At 70.3% G+C, this 15,802-nt stretch carries 14 protein-coding genes; 9 read left to right on the top strand and 5 right to left on the bottom strand.

Translation table 11 applies throughout. The features are described from left to right. Nucleotides 1-72: 72 nt before the first annotated feature. The 4 genes from DWB68_RS09335 to DWB68_RS09325 form a co-directional block, all read right to left on the bottom strand. Nucleotides 73-1,350 (bottom strand): MFS transporter, encoded by a 1,278-nt coding sequence (locus DWB68_RS09335; RefSeq protein ID WP_233548707.1) that lies wholly within the window; start codon nt 1,348-1,350, stop codon nt 73-75. A gap of 26 nt (nt 1,351-1,376) precedes the next feature. Then, nucleotides 1,377-1,745 carry an MFS transporter gene (locus DWB68_RS16685; RefSeq protein WP_233548706.1) on the bottom strand — a complete coding sequence of 123 codons (369 nt, stop codon included), beginning with the start codon at nt 1,743-1,745 and terminating at the stop codon, nt 1,377-1,379. After that, nucleotides 1,742-2,689 (bottom strand): glutaminase A, encoded by a 948-nt coding sequence (gene glsA, locus DWB68_RS09330; protein WP_233548704.1) that lies wholly within the window; start codon nt 2,687-2,689, stop codon nt 1,742-1,744. The genes DWB68_RS16685 and glsA overlap by 4 nt, the downstream gene beginning before the upstream one ends. Before the next feature lie 194 nt (nt 2,690-2,883). Further along, nucleotides 2,884-4,392: an MFS transporter gene (locus DWB68_RS09325; protein ID WP_119424868.1), complete on the bottom strand. Its 1,509-nt coding sequence runs from the start codon at nt 4,390-4,392 to the stop codon at nt 2,884-2,886. A gap of 250 nt (nt 4,393-4,642) precedes the next feature. Here DWB68_RS09325 and DWB68_RS09320 point away from each other — a divergent pair, with 250 nt between their 5' ends. Then, nucleotides 4,643-6,064 (top strand): APC family permease, encoded by a 1,422-nt coding sequence (locus DWB68_RS09320; RefSeq protein ID WP_119424867.1) that lies wholly within the window; start codon nt 4,643-4,645, stop codon nt 6,062-6,064. Between the two features lie 139 nt (nt 6,065-6,203). Continuing rightward, nucleotides 6,204-7,307: a dipeptidase gene (locus tag DWB68_RS09315; protein ID WP_119424866.1), complete on the top strand. Its 1,104-nt coding sequence runs from the start codon at nt 6,204-6,206 to the stop codon at nt 7,305-7,307. Here DWB68_RS09315 and DWB68_RS09310 read toward each other — a convergent pair. Beyond that, on the bottom strand, nt 7,304-8,137 hold the full coding sequence (locus DWB68_RS09310; protein WP_147391631.1) for a phosphatase PAP2 family protein: 834 nt from the start codon (nt 8,135-8,137) through the stop codon (nt 7,304-7,306). The two genes, DWB68_RS09315 and DWB68_RS09310, sit on opposite strands and share 4 nt — an antisense overlap. A gap of 155 nt (nt 8,138-8,292) precedes the next feature. Here DWB68_RS09310 and DWB68_RS09305 point away from each other — a divergent pair, with 155 nt between their 5' ends. From DWB68_RS09305 to gndA, 7 genes are all read left to right on the top strand, one after another. After that, nucleotides 8,293-8,880, top strand: a complete 588-nt coding sequence (locus tag DWB68_RS09305; protein WP_119424864.1) for an NADPH-dependent FMN reductase — start codon at nt 8,293-8,295, stop codon at nt 8,878-8,880. 232 nt (nt 8,881-9,112) lie between these two features. After that, entirely contained in the window at nt 9,113-9,805 is a 693-nt protein-coding gene (locus DWB68_RS09300) for a helix-turn-helix transcriptional regulator (RefSeq protein WP_119424863.1), read from the top strand. 68 nt (nt 9,806-9,873) lie between these two features. Then, nucleotides 9,874-11,328: an MFS transporter gene (locus DWB68_RS09295; protein WP_119424862.1), complete on the top strand. Its 1,455-nt coding sequence runs from the start codon at nt 9,874-9,876 to the stop codon at nt 11,326-11,328. Next, entirely contained in the window at nt 11,325-12,584 is a 1,260-nt protein-coding gene (locus tag DWB68_RS09290) for an amidase family protein (protein ID WP_119424861.1), read from the top strand. Before DWB68_RS09295 ends, DWB68_RS09290 begins: the two co-directional genes overlap by 4 nt. Before the next feature lie 74 nt (nt 12,585-12,658). Continuing rightward, complete coding sequence (locus DWB68_RS09285) at nt 12,659-13,117, top strand: 23S rRNA (pseudouridine(1915)-N(3))-methyltransferase RlmH (protein ID WP_119424877.1); 459 nt, start codon at nt 12,659-12,661, stop codon at nt 13,115-13,117. After that, nucleotides 13,110-14,156: a D-2-hydroxyacid dehydrogenase gene (locus tag DWB68_RS09280; RefSeq protein ID WP_119424860.1), complete on the top strand. Its 1,047-nt coding sequence runs from the start codon at nt 13,110-13,112 to the stop codon at nt 14,154-14,156. Before DWB68_RS09285 ends, DWB68_RS09280 begins: the two co-directional genes overlap by 8 nt. Before the next feature lie 59 nt (nt 14,157-14,215). Then, nucleotides 14,216-15,676: an NADP-dependent phosphogluconate dehydrogenase gene (gene gndA, locus DWB68_RS09275; protein ID WP_119424859.1), complete on the top strand. Its 1,461-nt coding sequence runs from the start codon at nt 14,216-14,218 to the stop codon at nt 15,674-15,676. Nucleotides 15,677-15,802 lie beyond the last annotated feature (126 nt).

Here is a 15,802-nt window from a genome sequence, read left to right as displayed (position 1 = left end):
TCAGAGATCACATCACGCGACACACATCCAAGACTCGCTCACAAGGCCCCCGAACGTGTTTAGCAACACGCCCTAGGCGTCGTCGTCCCCGCCGCCCGGCCCACCGGCCGGCGAGGGGTCCGGGATCTGTTCCGGCACGTAGCGCGGCAGGCGCGAGGCAGGGAAGACCGCCACGGCGCTGACACCCGCCAGGAGCAGCAGGCCCCAGCGCAGGGTCTCGAGCCGCGAGTCCTCGTTGATCTTGACGGCGGCGGCGATCTGCTGCTCCGTGGCGTCGGTCTTCTCGCGCAGCGTGGCTCCGAGCTCGTCGTTGCTGATGAAGTTCACGTTGCCCTGATCCACCTGCGCCACGAGCGCCGGCGGGAGGTCGGGGGTCTTGGCGACGGAGGTCGCCACTGAGACCCCGAGCAGCGCCACCAGCAGGGCGCCGGCCACGGCGGTGCCCACGGCGGAGGCGAGGTTCTGCGTGGTGCCGCGCAGCGAGCCGACGTCGCCGGCCAGCCGCGGCGGGGCGGCCGTGACGAGCACGTTGAAGACCAGGGTCACGAGGGCGCCCTGCCCCACGCCAAAGACCACGAGCCCCAGGATGGTCGGCAGCGTCTCCCAGTTGTTGTTGACCACGAGCGCGAACCACGCGAGCGCCACGGTGGTGAGGATGAAGCCGAAGACCCCGATAGTGCGCGGCGGGTAGCGCTTGTAGAAGCGGACCACGAGCGTCGCCGTGACAAAGACCGTCAGGTTGAACGGGAGCATGGCGAGCGAGGTGTCGAAGGGCGTGCGCCCCTGGACGATCTGGATGTAGAGCGGGATCGTGAAGTTCACGCAGGCCTCAAGGGCCACCACGATGAACATGGCGTAGACCGCCGCGCGCTCGCGGTGTGAACCGAGCACGCTCAGGTCGATGAGCGGCTCCTTGCCTGCCGCGCTGCGCCGCCTGGTCCAGCTGAAGAACGCCTGGCCGAGGATCACGCCGATCACCACGAGCACGGGCGCCGGCGAGAGGCCCGCCACGGAGAACGGTGCCCCGTCGGTGGCGGCGATGGCACCCCAGCCGTTCAGGTTGTTGAAGCCGAGCGTGAGGGACACGATCGAGGCTCCGATGAGCAGCGAGGCGACCACGTCGATCGTCACGGTCGTGTCCCCGCGGTCCCCGCGCAGGGTGAAGCTCAGGGCAAAGACGATGACGCCGATGACGAGCACGACGATGAACACCGGCCGCCAGCCGACAAACGCTCCGAGCGTGCCGCCGATGAGGAAGGCGGCCATGCCGGAGAAGGCGCGGGCCGAGCCGAGCGAACCGACCGCCGTGGCCTGCTGCGCCCCGCGGTAGTTCTCGGCGATCAGGGCCACGAGCGCCGGCACGATGATGGCCGCGCTCAGGCCGGCGAGGCCCTGACCGCGATGGCCCAGCCGGCGCTGGGCGCAAAGATCATCACGAGCGAGGAGACGATGAACAGCGCCATGACCGTGCGGAACATCTTCACCCAGCCGATGCGCCGGCCCAGCTTGGAGCCGGTCATGACCACCGCCGCCACCACGAGGCCGTACGTCACGATCGTGGAGCTGGCGACGGTCGGGGCCACGCCGAAGTCCTCCACCATGCCGCCGAGCGAGACGGGCAGTGCGGCGACGTTGAAGGACATGAGGACCTGCGCCATGAACAGGGCCATCATGGGCAGCCAGGAGGCCTTGGGCTCGGGGGTCTCCCGCGCGGCGGCGGCCGCGGTCGGGGCGTGCTGGTTCATGCTGCGTCCTTGGGGGGGTGGGTGCGCGGGGTTTGGTTGACGGCGGAGGCGAAGAGATTCAGGCCCATGGCCCTGGAGAGGAAGCCGATGGCCAGCTGCGAGCGCACCGAGTTCCCCGCGGCGTCAAGCGGAGGGGAGAACGCCCCCACGGCGCCCTTGCCTGGCGCCACGGCCACGATGCAGCCGGCCACGCCCGACTTGGCCGGCAGGCCGATCTCGAAGAGCCACTCCCCCGAACGCTCGTAGAGCCCGGCGGCCGCCGCGACGGAGAGCGCGTCCCGTGCCACCTCCTCGCTCACGACGCGCAGGCCCGTCACCGGGTTCACGCCGCCGTCGGCCAGCGTGGCGCCCATGAGCGCGATGTCCCTGGCCGTGACGGAGAGGGCGCACTGGCGCGTGTAGGCGTCGACGTGCTCATCGCTCGGCCCCTCGAGCCGACCGTAGCCGCGCAGGACCCGGCCGAGCGCGAGGTTGCGGTCGTTGCTCGCGGCCTCGGAGGCGTAGACCTCCCGGTCCACCTCCAGCTCGCGCCCCGCGAAGAGGGAGAGCCCGGCGCTCAGGGCCTCCCAGCTGCGGCCCGGGTCGCCGTCGCCGAGCAGCGCGGTCGTGGCGATGGCCCCGGCGTTGACCATGGGGTTCATGGGGTGGCCCGCGTTGAGTTCGAAGACCATGACGGAGTTGAAGGGCAGGCCGGTGTTGTTCACGCCGACCACCTCGCGCAGGCGGTCGTGGCCGTGCCGTTCCAGCGCCAAGGCGTAGACAAAGAGCTTGGAGATCGACTGGATGGGGAAGGCGACGTCGGCGTCCCCCACGACGTGCGAACCGCCGGCGGCGTCTGTGACCACGAGCCCGAAGAGCGAGGGATCGGCGCGTCCCAGCACGGGGATGTCATCGGCGACGCTTCCCTCGGCGTGGTCTCGGTAGCGAGCGTGGGCCTCGATCACCAGCTCCTCGACCCTGTCCTACAGCGGAAGGGCGCCGGTCGCCGCCTGCTGCGCAACCGGATGCGGGTCGGTGGGGATCAACGAAGCCTCCGCTCGGCGGCCCGGTCACGCGGAGGCGAGGGCGGGCGGCGGGGCGCCTTGCCTCGCTGCCGCGACACTAACCCGCAGGATATTTCTCGGCAATGCCTTGGAGCTCAGGCCGCTGCCCCGGCGTCTGCCGCCGCCCCGGCCTTCACCTCGGCGTTGCTGATCCCGAGCAGCGAGACCACTCCACCGGCTGCGAAGAGCGCGGCGCAGACGATGAGCGCCGTATGGAAGCCGCCCAGGTCCAGCGTGCCGCCGACGATCGTGGACACGAGGGCCACCGCCACGAGCCCGGCCACGCGGGAGACGGCGTTGTTCACGGCCGAGGCGATGCCCGCGCGCTCGGGACCGATGGAACCCAGGATCGCGGCGGTCAGCGGCGCCACCATGATGGACAGGCCAAGCCCCATGACGATCACGCCCGGCAGCACCTGCGTCCAGTAGTTGAAGGGCGCGCCCACCGCCAGCAGCAGCAGGCAGCCGGCGCCGAGCAGCAGGGGGCCCACGCCCATGAAGAGGCGCGGACCGTGCTTGCCGGCGAGCGCTCCCATGCGCGAGCTGAGCACGATCATGAGGATCGTCATGGGCAGGCTCACGAGGCCGGCGGCCGTGGCGCTCAGGCCCGGCCCGCGCGGGTCCTGCAGGTACACGCCAATCACAAAGCCCTGCAGGGCCAGGGCAGCGTAGATCAGCAGGGTCGCCACGTTGCCCACCCAAAAGGTGCGGACCTTGAACAGCGCGAGCGGCAGCACTGGCGCGCTGACGCGTGTCTGCCGCCAGAGGAACAGGCCAAGGAGCACGACGGCGGCCGCGAGGCTTGCAGCGATGACCGGGCTTCCCCAGCCCCAGCGTTCCGCCTCGATGATGCCGAAGGTCCCGAGCCCGAGGGAGAGCGCGACGAGCGCCCCGCCGAGCCAGTCCACGGCGGCGCGGTCCCGCGCCGGGGCCGCGCCCGCCCCGGAAGCCGGCGAAGCGGCGTCGTCGGGCAGGGAAACCCCGGCGCCCACGGCCGCCGTGGGATCCGGGACCACTGGCTGGGCGGCGGCGGGGGTGGTGTCCGGCCCCACGGAGCGCAGCATCCAGAGCGTGATGCCGATGGGCACCACGTTGATGAGGAACACCCAGCGCCACGAGAGGTAGTCGGTGAAGAGGCCGCCCAGGAGCGGCCCGGCGATCATGGCGGCGGTGCTGGCAGCGGTCCAGATGCCGATCGCCTTACCTTGCGCCTCGCCCTGAATGCGCGAGGTGATGAGGGCCAGCGAGCTCGGCAGCAGGAAGGCGCCGGTCGCTCCCTGCAGTGCCCGGGCCGCCACCATCATCTCGGGGCCCGTCGCGGCGCCCACCGCCACCGAGGCGACGCCGAAGCCGATCAGCCCCCAGCGCATGATCCGCACGCGCCCGTAGGTGTCGGCGAGCGAGCCGGCCAGGAGCATGAGCGCGCTGAGCGTCACGAGGTAGGCGTCGACGGTCCACTGCTGGGTGGCGAGGCCGCCGCCCAGGTCCCGCGCGATGGCGGGTAGCGCCACGTTCGTCACCGAGCTGTCCAGTGAGGTGACGAAGGAAGCCAGGATCGCCACGAGGAGGACCGCGCGCTGGGTCGAGGAAAGGGCAGCTGCCATGCGCTCAGGCTACGCGCGTGGCGGCGGGGCTGATTCGCCACTGAATCCGCAAGACCTGCGGGAAGTGTCCGTCGAGATGGTGTTTCGGCCCCGTGAATTTCCGCGAAAACCATTCATTTACAGGCAAGTCTCATGGTATGACATTGGTCACACACTCGCTCATTGTTGGTCGCCGCGCAGGCGGAGACCGCTTCTCCCCTTGGGTCGCGGATACCTCCCCGGCCTCGGACCGGACAGGAACGTGCTGACCATGAACAACATCACCCCCTCCGGCGGTGGCACACTCAAGCGCAATCTTGGGCTGTGGGCCATCGTCGGCCTCGGCCTCGGCTATATGACCCCCACCGTCGTGTTCGACACCTTCGGCCTCGTGGCCGAGGAGACCAACAACGTCGTTCCCCTGGCCTACACCGTGGCCCTCGTGGTGATGCTGTTCACGGCCATCAGTTACGGCCGCATGGCCTCGGCCATCCCAAGCGCCGGATCCGCGTACACCTACGTCAAGGAGTCGATGCACCCCAACGCGGGCTTCATGGTCGGCTGGACCTCGCTCATCGACTACATGCTCCTGCCGATGGTGAACTGCCTCATCATCCGCAGCTACCTCGAGGCCCTCTTCCCGGATGTGCCGGGCTGGCTCTGGGTGGTCATCTACTGCATCGCCGTCACGGGCATCATCTACCTGACCATGCGCGGTACCTCGAACCTGAACATGCTGCTGCTCGTCTTCTCGATCATCGTCATGATCGTGTTTGTAGCGATGGTCATCGCCCAGCTCACCGGCGGCGCCGCCCCGGGCGTCTCCCCGCTGCATCCCTTCCTCCACGCCGACGTCGACTTCGGCACCGTGCTCGCCGGCGCCACCATCGTCTGCTTCTCCTTCATCGGCTTCGACGCCGTGACGATGTACGCAGAGGAGGCCAAGCACCCGAGCATCATGCCCAAGGCGATCATGTTCACCGTGCTCATCGGCGGCGCGATCTTCCTCATCGCCGCCTACTTCACGCAGTGGCGCTTCCCGGATTCCACGGTCTTCCCGCAGGAGGCCATCGAGGACTCCACGCTCCCCGAGATCGGCCTGCAGGTCGGCGGCCCCGTGCTCCAGGCCGTGCTCACCGCGGCCGGCTTCTGCGCGACCCTGGCCTCCGGCCTCGCCTCGCACGCCTCGGTCTCCCGCATGCTGCTGGTCATGGGCCGCAACTCCGTCCTGCCGCGCAAGGTCTTCGGCTACATCAACCCCAAGACCCACACCCCGACCTTCAACATCGTGCTCACCGGCGCCGTCAGCCTCCTGGCCATGGCGTTCACGCTGGAGCAGATCGCCGCGTACATCAACTACGGCGCGCTCATCGCCTTCAGCTTCGTGAACATCTCGGTCATCGCCTACTTCGCGATCCGCCGCAACCGCCGCCACACCCCGGCCGACATCTTCACCTACCTGGTGCTGCCGGGCATCGGCCTGGCCCTGACGATCATGCTGTGGCTCAACCTGGATGGGCACGCCCTCCTCGGCGGCCTCATCTGGTCCGGACTCGGCTTCCTCTACCTGCTCTACATCACCCGCGGCTTCACCAAGCAGGTCGCCGGCTTCGACGAGAACCAGCCCGTCACGGGCGTCATCTCCAACCAGGCGCTCGATCTGGACGCGTTCAGCGACCTCGACAAGAAGTAAGCGCGGCTCACCCCGCACCGGTGGCCCGCCCCGAGTTCGCTCGGGGCGGGCCACCGCGTTGTTGGGCCGTGGCGGGCGTTCGGGTGTGAGGTGCAGGGCTAGCCTGGGTCCCATCCCCGTCCCCTGTGCAGGAGCCCCCATGATCCCCGTCATCGATGGCCACAACGACCTCCCGTGGGCCAGCCGCGAGAAGCGCGGCTACACCGCCCAGGGGCTCGACGGCGCCGTCCCCGGCTTGCACACGGACGTCCCGCGCATGCGGGAGGGCGGCCTGGCGGCCCAGTTCTGGTCGCTCTGGGTGGATCCGGTGCTGAAGGGGGCCGAGCAGGTCACCGCGACCCTTGAACAGATCGATTTTGTGCACCGGCTCGTCGCCGCGGCGCCGGGCGAGCTGGCGCTGGCCCGCACCGCCGCCGAGGTGCGCGCGGCCCTCAAGGCCGGGAAGATCGCCTCGCTCATGGGCTCCGAGGGCGGCGCGCAGATCGACTCCTCGCTCGCGGTGCTGCGCCAGTACGCCAGGGCGGAGATGCGGTACATGACCCTGACCTGGAATCGGACCACCGAGTGGGCCGACTCCGCCACGGACGCGCCGCGCCACGGAGGCCTCTCCGACTTTGGGCGCGACGTGGTGCGGGAGATGAACCGTATCGGCGTGCTCGTCGACCTCTCCCACGTGGCGCCCACCACGATGCGCGCGGCGCTTGAGGTCTCCACCCGGCCCGTGCTCACCTCGCATTCCTCGGCCTTGGCCATCTGCGATCACCCGCGCAATGTGCCGGACGACGTCATGCGGGCGATCGGCGAGGCCGGCGGAGTGCAGATGGTGACCTTCGTTCCGCGCTTCGTGAGTCAGGAGGTGCGCGACTACTGGGAGCTGCCGGAGGGTGAGCGCCCCGCCGAGGTGCCGCAGGCGACGCTCGCCCAGGTAGCCGATCACGTGGAGTACGTGCGCGAGGTGGCCGGCGTGCATGCCGTGGGCCTCGGCGGCGACTTCGACGGCACCGACCTCATGCCCGTGGGCCTCGAGGACGTCTCCACCTACCCGGCGTTGCTGGACGAGCTGCGCTCGCGCCGCTGGAGCGAGCCGGAGCTGCGCGCTCTGGCCCACGAGAACGTGCTGCGCGTGCTCGAGGCGAGCGACCCGGCCTACGAGGCCTTCCTCGCCGGGCTCGACGACGGACCGGCCGAGCCCGTGGGTATCGCGCCTCGCGTCGACGCCTCCACCCGCGAGGGCGCGGCCTAAGCCGACACGGGGTCCCCGCCCGGCGATTCGCCGCCCGTCCCCGGGGCGGGCGGCGCGACGATCACCGCAGGGGCTCGCCACAGCAACAGTCGATCGACCACCACGGCGAGCGCGGCCACCAAGAGGCCGAGCGCCCAGCCCGAGACCACGTCGGTGAGCCAGTGGGCCCCGAGGTAGAGCCGGGACACGCCCATGGCGGCGATGTAGATCAGGGCGACCCCGATGGCGACGAGCTTGAGGGGGCGCGGGCGGCTGAAGCGCAGCATCAGGTAGCACAGCACCAGCGCCAGGGCGGTGGAGTTCAGCGTGTGCCCGGACGGGAAGGACCCCGAGGTCTCGAAGGGAGGCACGGCCAGCTCGTACGGCGGCCTGGGCCGATCCAGCGCGTTCTTCAACGCCACCGTGAGCAGCACCGAAGCGGCGGCCGCGCCCGCCAGCAACAGCAGCGGGTACAGGCTGCGGCGGCGCCAGCACAGGATGCCCACGAGGAGCAGGAGGATCACGCTCAGCACCGGTGCGGAGCCGATCCGCGTGAAGGCCGCGACGGCCGGGGTCAGCCAGGACAGACGGTGCAACGCAAAGAAGTCGAGGACCGGCCGGTCGTAGGCGGCGAGATCGTCCTCCTCGCCCAGCGACTCGTAGATGCCAACGGCTGCCACCACCGAGAGGACGGCCGCGGTGACGGCCAACCACAACACCCAGCGCTTCCCGCCGCCCACCGAGGCGGGGTTCCCGCCCGGGCCGCCGCCCGCCGTCGTTCCCTGAAGGAGCCCGACCCGCGGGGAGAGGAGACGGCGCAAGGAGGCCCGCTGGCCCATTGGGTGTTGCATGCACGCGAGGGTAGGCGCGGAATCTGGGGGATCGCCAACAGCGCGTGAGTCACATCACACGGCCCAGGGGAATGATGCGGCATTGCCTGACGCTTCAACTTCTCAGAGAGGGCGGGGAAGTCATCCCCGCTGTATCGACCGAAAGGCTGTACCCCATGAAGATCGGCATCATCTCCGGTTCCGTCCGCGAGGGCCGCAACTCTGCTCACGTCGCCCGCTGGGTCAAGGAGCACTCCGCCGCGTTCGAGACCGAGGACCTGAGCTTCGAGATCGTCGCCCTGGCCGACTTCAACCTGCCGCTGCTGGACTCCGCCCTGCTGCCGGGCATGGCCAACCGCAACTACGACAACGACGCCCAGCAGGCCTGGTCCGCCAAGATCGACGAGCTGGACGGCTACATCGTCATCACCCCCGAGTACAACCACGGCGTCCCCGGCGCCCTGAAGAACGCCTTCGATTCCCTCGCCCCCGAGTGGAACGGCAAGCCGGTGGCCTTCGTGTCCTACGGCGCCGACGGCGGCATCCGCGCCACCGAGCAGTGGCGCCAGATCGTCGCCAACTTCGACATGTTCGACCTGCGCGCCACCGTCGCGCTGTCGCTGTTCGAGGAGCTCATGGGCGGCAACGGCCTCGAGCCGCTGGAGCGCCGCGCCGCCGAGATCGAGGGCCTGCTGACCTCCATCACGACCACCACGCGCATCCTGACGGCCGGCAAGGCCGCCGTGCTGGGCGTCAACGCCTGATCCCGTGGCGCCGGCCGTGCTGAGCCGGCGCCACCGTCGCCGCGCCCTCGCTTTCGGGGCACGACGACGCTTGGTCGGCTTCACCGCCGGCCTAACCTGCAGGGCCCCGTCACCGCTTGTTCCCCTCGCGGTGGCGGGGCCCTTGCGTGCCGCGGTGTCGCGATCTGGTGCCGGCCGCGCGCCGGTGACATCATGATTATTGCTCCACCCACCGCGTTCGAAAGGGGGCAGCGTGGACCGTGTGAGGGCCCTGACCGCCGATGCCATCGACATCGCCCTGTCGAACGCGCCCGCCGCCGAGCGGCGCAACGATCTCGGTGAGGTCCTGCTCAAGCTCCTCGACGCCGAGGTCTTCGTGTCCTACGTCTGCGATCCCACGGGCCCGTACTCAGATCCCGTCGAGATTCACCTCGGCAGTGACATGGTGGCGGCGTACGAGGGGCACTTTCGCCACGTGGACCGGCTGACCCCCACCCTCTTCCGGCGCCGAGCCACCTCGCGCGTCACCTTGGTGCGGGGACACAGCGACGAGTTTGTGCACGATTTCCTGCACCGCCGGAACATGCACCACGGGATGAACTACTTCCCCTCCGCCACGGACGTGGGCACGGTGGACCTGCGGGTCTGGCGCGGGTCGCGGCAGCGCCCCTTCGATGTCGAGGACGGGCGCACGCTGCAGAGCCTCGGGGACCTCGTGTCGCGCTTGTGGGCCCCAGAAACCCCGTCCTCCGTTCCGCAGCTCACGCCGCGTGAGGCGGAGGTCGCCGCCCTCGTCGCGCGCGGCTACGCGGATCGGGAGATCTGCGCGGAGCTCGGCATGTCGGCCCCCACCCTGCGCACGCACCTTCGCCACGCCTTTGACAAGACCGGCGCCAGCAACCGTGCCGGATTGGCGACGTTCTTCCTCACCCATCATCAAAAGTGACGATGGTGGCGGCATGACGCAGCTCACAGACTCGGTGATGTCAGCATCGCCCGTCCCAGGAGCCAGCCATGTCAGCACCACACGCAGCGCCGCCGAGTCGCTCGTCCATCCTCCGCAGGATTGATCGCTTCCCCCGCTGGGGGTTGAGCCTGACCTCCGTGCTCACGATCGGGCTGGGCATGCTGTTTGTCCAGTACGACATCTTCAACATCAACGTCTCCTTCGTGCAGACCTGCACGCAGATCATCGACGGTTGCTCGGCCCGGGGCGCCGACGCCCTCGTGGGACTTCCCGTCTTCATGAGCCTCGTCGGGTACGCCGTGGGCGCCCTCGTCCTGGGCCCCCTCTCCGACCGCTTCGGCCGACACAGCATGCTGATCGCCTCCATGGTGATCACAGGTCTCGGCTCGGCGTACTCCGCCTTCTCCATGAACGAATGGCACTTCGTCGCCTCGCGCTTCATCACGGGCATCGGGGTGGGGGCCGATCTGGCCATCATCAACGTGTTCGTCAGCGAGGTGGCGCCGCGGCGACTGCGCGGGCGCTACACAAGCCTGCTGTTCATCATGGCCGCCTTCGGCTCGGCGCTCGGCATCTGGCTCGGGCTGTTCCTGACGACGCCCATGGGCCCGTGGCCCGAGGCCCTTCCCGTGGCGCTCGCCTCGGAGCAGTTCACTTCCGGCTGGCGCTGGATCTACGGCATCGGGGCGATCCTGGCCGTGGTCTCCCTCTTCCTGCGCATCTCCCTGCCCGAATCCCCGCGCTGGCTCGCCGAGCGCGGGCGGCTCGGGGAGGCAGCGGCCGTGGTCCAGCGCATGGAGACGCTGGCGACCTCCCGCACTCCCTTGCTGCCCGAGGACGCCAACGCGGCGGAGGCTGACGAGCCCGCCGCGGCCGGGTCCGCCGGGCTGTGGGCGGGGATCCGCGAGCTCTTCACCTCTCCCGTGTACCTGCGGCGCCTCGTCGTCCTGGGGCTCGCCTGGATGCTCGGCTACGTCACCGTGTACGCCTTCTCCGGCGCCTTCACGTCCGTCCTGGTGCGGCTCGGCTACAGCCCGAGCGCCGCTGGCATGGTCTCCGCAGTGGGCCTGCTCGGCTTCATCATCGCCGCCTTCGTGGCCCGCAGCGTGGTGGACAGGGTGGAGCGCAAGTGGTGGATGCTGATCGGCGCGGCGATCACGCTGCTCGGCGCCGGCGTTGTCTCGGCCGGGGCGGGTTCTCCCTTGCTCATGTTCGCCGGAGCGCTCGTGCTGTTCTTCGGCCAGAACATCTGGGTCCCCGCCCAGTACGCCCTCACGGCCGAGGTGTTCCCCACCCGGGTGCGCACGACCGCTTACGCCCTCGCCGATTCGATCGGCCACGTGGGCGGCGGTCTCGGCGTCTTCGTCATGGTGGGCGCGCTGGGCACCTTGCCGCTCGCCGGCACCATGTTTGGCCTCGCGGCGTTCCTCGCCGCCGGGGCATTGATTAACCTCTTGGCACCGAAGACCAAGGGCAAGAACCTCGAGGAGCTGTCCCGATGAGCACCGTTTCCCCTGCCGGCTTTCCCTACCCCGGGGACTGGATCGATCTGGCCGAGCAGGAGGCCGGCACCGCGCACGCACCCGGCGCCGGGCCCACCGTGACCATCAAGGCAAACATCGCCGTGCGGGGCCTGCCGCGCACGGCCGGGTGCACCGGGCTCTCCGGCGACGTCGCCGCGGCGGATGCCCCCGTGGTGGCCGCCCTGCGGCGCGGCGGGGCCAGGATCCTCGGCACGAGCAATATGCACGAGCTCGCCTTCGGCATCACCTCGGACAACGTGAGCTACGGGCCCGTCACGGTGCCCGGTCATCCGGACCGTTCGGCCGGTGGTTCCTCGGGCGGCGCCGCTGCCATCGTGGCCCGCGGGCACGCCGACCTGGGGGTGGGAACCGACACCGGCGGCTCCGTGTCGATTCCCGCAGCGCTCAACGGCGTCTACGGCTTCCGTCCGAGCACCGGGCGCTACCCTGCCGGCGGCCTGGTGGGGCTGTCCTTCACCCGCGACACCCCCGGCCTGTTTGCGCGCTCGCTCGCCGGCGTGGTCGAGGCCGACGCGATCATCACCTCCCGCGGGGCGCTCGGCGAGGGGCCCGCCGGCCTCCGCGTCGGCGTGCCCCGGGAGTACCTGCTTGACCTTGACCCCGAGGTGGAGGCACTCTTCAACGCCGCCCTCGAACGGCTCGAGGACGTCGAGGTCGTGAGCGTGGACTGGGGCCCGGTGCTCGAGAACACGCGGGCGGCCGAGATGCCGGTGGTGCTGTGGGAGGCCAAGCGGCTGCTGAGCGAGGTGGCGGCGGCGGCGTTCGGTGCCCCGCCCGAGGCCGCGTACCGCCGGCTCGTGGACGGCGTCGCAAGCGCCGATGTCCGGGGGATCCTCGAATCCACGCTGTCGCACCCCGTGGGAGACGATGCCTACGCCGAGGCCCTGCGCTCCACCTTTGCAGCCCGCGAGGGGTACGAGGCGCTGCTCACCGGTGCGGGCCTCGACGCCCTCGTCTTCCCCACCACCCCGGCCGTGGCACCCCTCGTGGAGCAGGGGCAGAGCGTGAGCCATCGAGGCGAGCGCGTGGATGCGTTCGGCCTGTACACGCGGCACACGGGAGCCGGGACCATGCTCGGCGCCCCGATGCTGACGCTCCCCGGCGGGCGCACCCCCGCGGGACTGCCCTCCGGCTTCACGGTGCAGGGCCGGCGGGGTCGCGACGAGGAGCTGCTGCGGCTCGGCGCGGTGGTCGACGCGCACATCAACGGCTGAGCGTTTGCGGGGCGTGCGTGTCCGCGGCGACACGCACGCACCGGCCGCGGCCCGGGCCTGGAACAATGGACACCATGAGCATCCGGGTCCTGGCCGTTGGCAAGAAGCACGAGTCCTGGGTCTCCGAGGGGATCGAGCGCTACGCCAAGCGGCTCAAGAAGCCCTGGGACCTCGACTACCAGCTCATCCCCCACTCCTCGAGGCAGGAGCAGGCGGCCCGCGAGGAGGAGTCCGGCCGGCTGCTGGCCAAGATCAAGCCGGACGAGTTCCTCGTGCTCCTGGACGAGCGCGGCAAGATGCTCTCCTCCCCCGGCCTGGCCACCGCGCTGCGCAAACCGCTGGACGCCGGCAAGCATGTCACCGTGGTGATCGGCGGCGCCTACGGCGTGGACGCCTCCGTGCACCAGCGTGCCAACCTCATCTGGTCGCTCTCCGAGCTGGTCTTCCCGCACCAACTGGTCCGGCTCATGCTCACGGAGCAGGTCTACCGCGCCCAGGAGATCTCCGGCGGAGGGTCCTACCACCATGTCTGAGCCGCGCCTCAAGCTGGCCATCGCCACGCCCCTGCCCGCCGACGCCGAGGCCGTGCTGCGCGCCGAGCCGCGGATCGAGCTGCTCCACGAGCCCTCGCTCATCCCGGCCCAGCGTTTCCCCTCCGACCACTACGGCGAGGCTGACTTCAAGCGCACCCCCGAGCAGGAGGCGGCCTTCGACGCCCTCCTGGCCCGCGCGGACGCCGTCTACGGGATCCCGGACGAGGACCCGGCCCAGGTGGCCCGCGTCTGCACGACCTCGGTCCGCTGGGTCGCCACGACCGCGGCCGGCGGCGGCTCGCTCATCGGCGCCGGTGGCCTGGACGATTCAACGCTCGAACGCATCGCCTTCACCTCGAGCGCGGGCGTGCACGCCCGCCCGCTCGCCGAGTTTGCCCTGTTGGGCGTCCTCGCCGGCTTCCAGCGCGTCCCCGAGCTCAAGGCCCAGCAGGCCGCCCGTGTGTGGCCGGACCGCGGCGACTTCCCGCGCGGCCTCGCCGGAGCCCGCATCCTCGTGCTGGGCCTCGGCCACATCGGCCGCGAGGTCTCCCGCCTCCTGAGCGCCCTGGGCGCCCACGTGACCGGCACCAGCCGGCACGCCACGAGCGATCCCCACGCCCACGCCGTCGTGCATCCCGACCGCCTCGAAGAGGCGGCGGCCAACGCCGACGCGCTCATCGTGACGCTGCCCGCCACGGTCCTCACGCGTCATCTTGTCTCCCGCGCGGTGATCGCCGCACTGCCCGCCGGCGCCACCGTCGTCAACGTGGGCCGCGGCACCGTGATCGACGAGGCGGCCCTCACCGAGGCGCTCGAGTCGCGTCATGTGGGGTTCGCCGCGCTGGACGTGTTCGAGACGGAACCGCTACCGTCCAAGAGCCGACTGTGGGAGCTCCCCAACGTGCTGGTCTCACCGCACGCAGCCACCATGAACAGGGACGAGGACCGGCTCATCGCGGAGCTGCTCGTCTTCAATGCCCGGCGCCTGCTCGATGGCGAGCCGCTGAAGAACCGCATCGATACCCACGAGTTCTACTGAGGACCGTTCTCGGTCCTCGAGCACAGAACGCGGCAGCACGCCGCGAGAGAAGGAACAACATGTCTGAGAACCAGCAGGCAAGCGCCAACATCGGCGTGGTCGGCCTGGCCGTCATGGGCTCCAACCTGGCCCGCAACCTGGCCTCCCGCGAGGGCAACACCGTGGCGGTGTTCAACCGCTCGCGCTACCGCACCGATGAGCTGGTTTCCGCCCACCCGGAGGCGCAGTTTGTGCCGGCCTTCTCCTACGAGGAGTTCGCCGCGTCCCTGTCCACCCCGCGCACGGCCATCATCATGGTCCAGGCCGGCAAGGGCACCGACGCCGTCATCGACGAGCTGCTCGCCGTGTTCGAGCCCGGCGACATCATCGTGGACGGCGGCAACGCCAACTTCCACGACACGATCGAGCGCGAGGCCCGCATCCGCGAGACGGGCATCCACTTCGTGGGCACCGGCATCTCCGGCGGCGAGGAGGGCGCGCTCAACGGCCCGTCCATCATGCCCGGCGGCTCCGTGCGCTCCTACGAGACGCTCGGCCCCATCCTCGAGTCCATCGCCGCGCGCGCCGAGGACGGCACCGCGTGCGTCACGCACGTCGGCACCGACGGCGCCGGCCACTTCGTGAAGATGGTGCACAACGGCATCGAGTACGCCGACATGCAGCTCATCGCCGAGGCCTACGCCCTGATTCGCCGCGGCACGGGCAAGACCCCCGCCGAGATCGCCGAGGTGTTCTCGGTGTGGAACCAGGGCGAGCTCTCCTCCTACCTGATCGAGATCACCGCCGAGGTGCTGCGCCAGGTGGACGCCGAGACGGAGCTGCCGCTCGTCGACGTCATCCTGGATCAGGCCGGCGCCAAGGGCACCGGCGCCTGGACCGTGCAGAACGCGCTTGATCTGGGCGTGCCGGTGACCGGCATCGCCGAGGCAGTGTTCGCGCGCTCGCTCTCTTCCGCCGCGGGGCAGCGTTCCGCTGCCAAGGGCCTGGCCGGGCCGTCCGCCGTGGCCGTCGACGACGCCGACGCGTTCATCGAGGACGTGCGCCAGGCGCTGTTCGCCTCGAAGATCGTGGCCTACTCGCAGGGCTTCGACGAGATCGTCGCCGGCGCCGCGAAGTACGGCTGGGACGTCAAGAAGGGCGAGATCGCCCGCATCTGGCGCGCCGGCTGCATCATCCGCGCCCAGTTCCTCGACACCATCGCGAAGGCCTACGCCGCCGAGCCGGAGCTGCCGGCCCTGCTGCTGGCCCCGTACTTCCGCGAGCACCTCGAGTCCGCGCAGGACGCGTGGCGCCGCGTGGTCATCCAAGCCGCCGGCCAGGGCATCCCCGCCCCGGCGTTCTCCTCCTCGCTTGCCTACTACGACGGCCTGCGCTCGGACCGCCTGCCGGCCGCCCTGGTCCAGGGCCAGCGCGACTTCTTCGGCGCCCACACCTACAAGCGCGTCGACAAGCCGGGCACCTTCCACACGCTGTGGAGCGGCGACCGCACCGAGGTGGCCCAGGAGCCGTCCACGCACTGACGCCTTTGCCGTGCCGGGGCTTGGGCTCCACGTTTTCGGACAAACCCGCCACTTTCGGCGGGGGTTGTGGCCGGAATCGTGGAGCCTTTGCTCTGCTCGGGGCCGAGCTCCGCGTTTTCCGCGCTC

It is taken from the genome of Galactobacter valiniphilus (genome assembly GCF_003575975.1).
Classification (GTDB): domain Bacteria; phylum Actinomycetota; class Actinomycetes; order Actinomycetales; family Micrococcaceae; genus Galactobacter; species Galactobacter valiniphilus.
This window is presented reverse-complemented; position numbering and strand designations above follow the sequence as displayed.